Below are 2,402 nucleotides of genomic sequence, written 5' to 3' on the forward strand. Positions count from 1 at the left end.
CTGTAGGAGTTTGGTCTCCAAACCCAAACGAAAATGGGATTTGGAAACCAAACCCCTACGATAGAATATTACAAGCTATTTATATTTAGGATTGCTATATTTTATAATAAATTACAATATTTACGAGGAATTACTAATAATGAAAGACAAATTACTCAACTGGTTAGATACATTTTTAGTGGTAGATGTATTTCTAGTAATAATTGGTTTTGCCTGGTTCGCGATCGCTGTTATTGGCCGTTATTCTGGAGTGTCTTTAGGTCTCGATATTTGGCATAGGTTATGGGAACCAGTTTTTACTCCAGCTATTGGAATTTTGATGGGAGGTGCTATTCTCAGTGGCATAATTAAACAAATTACTAAACGCTTAGGGAGTAGGGAGTAGGGTGCGTTAATGAAATGTAACGCACCGTTTATATGAGATGTTAACGAGAATGTAGAGCGACTGTGTTGATCTATAGATTCATCTACTTTCTTTCTTCCTTTTTCCTTCCTCCTTCCTTTGTCATAATGTACAAAACTCAAGCAACAGATACAACAATAGAAGCTGAAAAAATATGGTTTTAACTCATAGGTAAAATGCCTATAGAAACCAGAATAATGCAATATCATAGAGCATCTATTCAGTCACAACAAATCTGGTGGGATTTATTTAAAGAGCAACATCATGATTTAACTGATAAACAACTCAAAATAGAGTATGTTAACTTAAAATTAGGAGATAAATATTGCTCAATAAATAAATTAGTTGATACAGATTTTATGATTATTTCTGAAATAGACTTAGCTGTAAATATTGGTGAAATATTAGATAATTTGCATATTCCTTACTATTTAGGTGGTGGTCTTGCTAGTTCCTTCTGGGGAGAACGGAGGCCAACAGAAGATGCCGATCTTGCAATAATTTTAGAACCAGAAAAAGTACAACAATTAATAGCAGTTTTATCAACAGAGTTTTATCTAACTTAAATTGCGATAGATGATGCTATGAGGGGTCGTACTAATAGCTTTAATGTTATTCACACAGCGTCAGTTATCAAAGCTGATATTTATCCTATTAAAGAATCTAATGATTTTGATTTATCAGCAATGTCTCGCCGGAAACAAGTGGAACTATTTTCTACAAATAAATTTATTTATATTGTTTCCCCTGAAGATATTATTTTACAGAAATTAAGATGGTACAAAATTGCAGATAATTATTCTTAAAAACAATAGCGTGATATACTAGGAGTTCTCAAAGCTAGACAAAAATATTAGATTTTGAATATTTGAGACTGTGGGGGGATTACCTAAAATTAACTCCAGAATTAGAAAAAGCTTTTGATGAAACAAACTTGGTTTAATTTTACTAAAAACGAAATACTATTTATTATGAACAACTCAGTTGAACCAGAAAAATTTAATCCGTGGAATTATAAACCTTGGTGGTGCCAACCTTGGTCAATACTTTTGACAGGAATTACTATTATTAGTAGTAGTTGGTTAATTTTTAGAATCGTTTGGTTAACAGTTATTATTTCTATTCCTATATTGAGTTGGATGGGATTTTTCTTAATAATTTGGCCAAAGTTAATGGCAGAATTAATAATTTCAAATAAATAAAGTGCTTTGTGATGAGCCAAGAAATTCATTTCAAGATGACTAATAGACATCTTCAAAATGAAAAATAAAATCAATCAACTTTAGTAATACGGACGTCTCTAGAAGATTTATCCATGTTTGGTCTTAAGCAGCCTAGTTTTTTGTGCAACAAAGCCATTATGGGTTTAAAATTAGGATAAATTTCCAAAAAAGTAACATTATGGGTTTAAAATTAGGATGGCGAGAACCACTTTTTATTTGGATGGCCAACTCTCTTCCCCGTACTCATATTAGTGATGCAAAACTAAGAGCAAAAATGCTTGCTTTAGCTGGTGTTCGTGTCGAACAAAACTTAAGGATTTTTGAAAAGGTGGAAATTCGACCGATTGGGGGGGCTAAACGGATAAATATCGGTAATGGAACATTTATTAACAGTGGTGTTCGTTTTTCAGCAGAAGGTGATGCAACTATCACTATTGGTAAAAGGGTAGAAATAGGTCCAAGATGTGCCTTTGAAACAAGAACTCATTCTGTTGATATTTTTGATGGACATAGAACAGGTGAAAATAAGTCAATTGTAATTGAAGACAATGTTTGGTTAGGAGCATGGGTAATTGTTTTACCAGGTATCACAATTGGTAACGGTAGTGTTGTAGCAGCAGGTGCTATTGTTCACAGAGATGTCCCTCCTTTTACCTTGGTAGGAGGAGTACCAGCAAAATTTATTAAAGAGGTTAAAAATCACATTACACAATCAGATTGATTAGTTCTGGAAATTTCTCTTAAAAGGGAATCCTAAACTGAATTGCTTTGAGCGA

The 2,402-nt window shown here is 32.9% G+C and carries 5 protein-coding genes; all 5 read left to right on the forward strand.

Annotation, left to right across the window (positions count from 1 at the left end; genetic code table 11):
* Positions 1-139 precede the first annotated feature (139 nt).
* Complete coding sequence (locus tag F6K22_RS38820; protein WP_293110271.1) at positions 140-385, forward strand: hypothetical protein; 246 nt, start codon at positions 140-142, stop codon at positions 383-385.
* A 194-nt stretch (positions 386-579) separates the two neighbouring features.
* Positions 580-969: a hypothetical protein gene (locus tag F6K22_RS38825; protein WP_293110273.1), complete on the forward strand. Its 390-nt coding sequence runs from the start codon at positions 580-582 to the stop codon at positions 967-969.
* Between the two features lie 18 nt (positions 970-987).
* Positions 988-1,209 (forward strand): hypothetical protein, encoded by a 222-nt coding sequence (locus F6K22_RS38830; RefSeq protein WP_293110275.1) that lies wholly within the window; start codon positions 988-990, stop codon positions 1,207-1,209.
* 165 nt (positions 1,210-1,374) lie between these two features.
* Positions 1,375-1,605 carry a DUF6737 family protein gene (locus F6K22_RS38835; protein WP_293110277.1) on the forward strand — a complete coding sequence of 77 codons (231 nt, stop codon included), beginning with the start codon at positions 1,375-1,377 and terminating at the stop codon, positions 1,603-1,605.
* 199 nt (positions 1,606-1,804) lie between these two features.
* Complete coding sequence (locus F6K22_RS43290) at positions 1,805-2,347, forward strand: acyltransferase (protein ID WP_293110278.1); 543 nt, start codon at positions 1,805-1,807, stop codon at positions 2,345-2,347.
* The last annotated feature ends 55 nt before the right edge of the window (positions 2,348-2,402 follow it).

Origin of the sequence: Okeania sp. SIO2F4 (assembly GCF_010672385.1) — a bacterium.
GTDB lineage: Bacteria > Cyanobacteriota > Cyanobacteriia > Cyanobacteriales > Microcoleaceae > Trichodesmium.

Bases quoted from the DNA above. Each gene is read 5' to 3' on its own strand.
- F6K22_RS43290 (WP_293110278.1), top strand. From the start codon at position 1,805: ATGGGTTTAAAATTAGGATGGCGAGAACCACTTTTTATTTGGATGGCC.
- F6K22_RS38830 (WP_293110275.1), top strand. From the start codon at position 988: ATGAGGGGTCGTACTAATAGCTTTAATGTTATTCACACAGCGTCAGTT.
- F6K22_RS38835 (WP_293110277.1), top strand. From the start codon at position 1,375: ATGAACAACTCAGTTGAACCAGAAAAATTTAATCCGTGGAATTATAAA.
- F6K22_RS38825 (WP_293110273.1), top strand. From the start codon at position 580: ATGCCTATAGAAACCAGAATAATGCAATATCATAGAGCATCTATTCAG.
- F6K22_RS38820 (WP_293110271.1), top strand. From the start codon at position 140: ATGAAAGACAAATTACTCAACTGGTTAGATACATTTTTAGTGGTAGAT.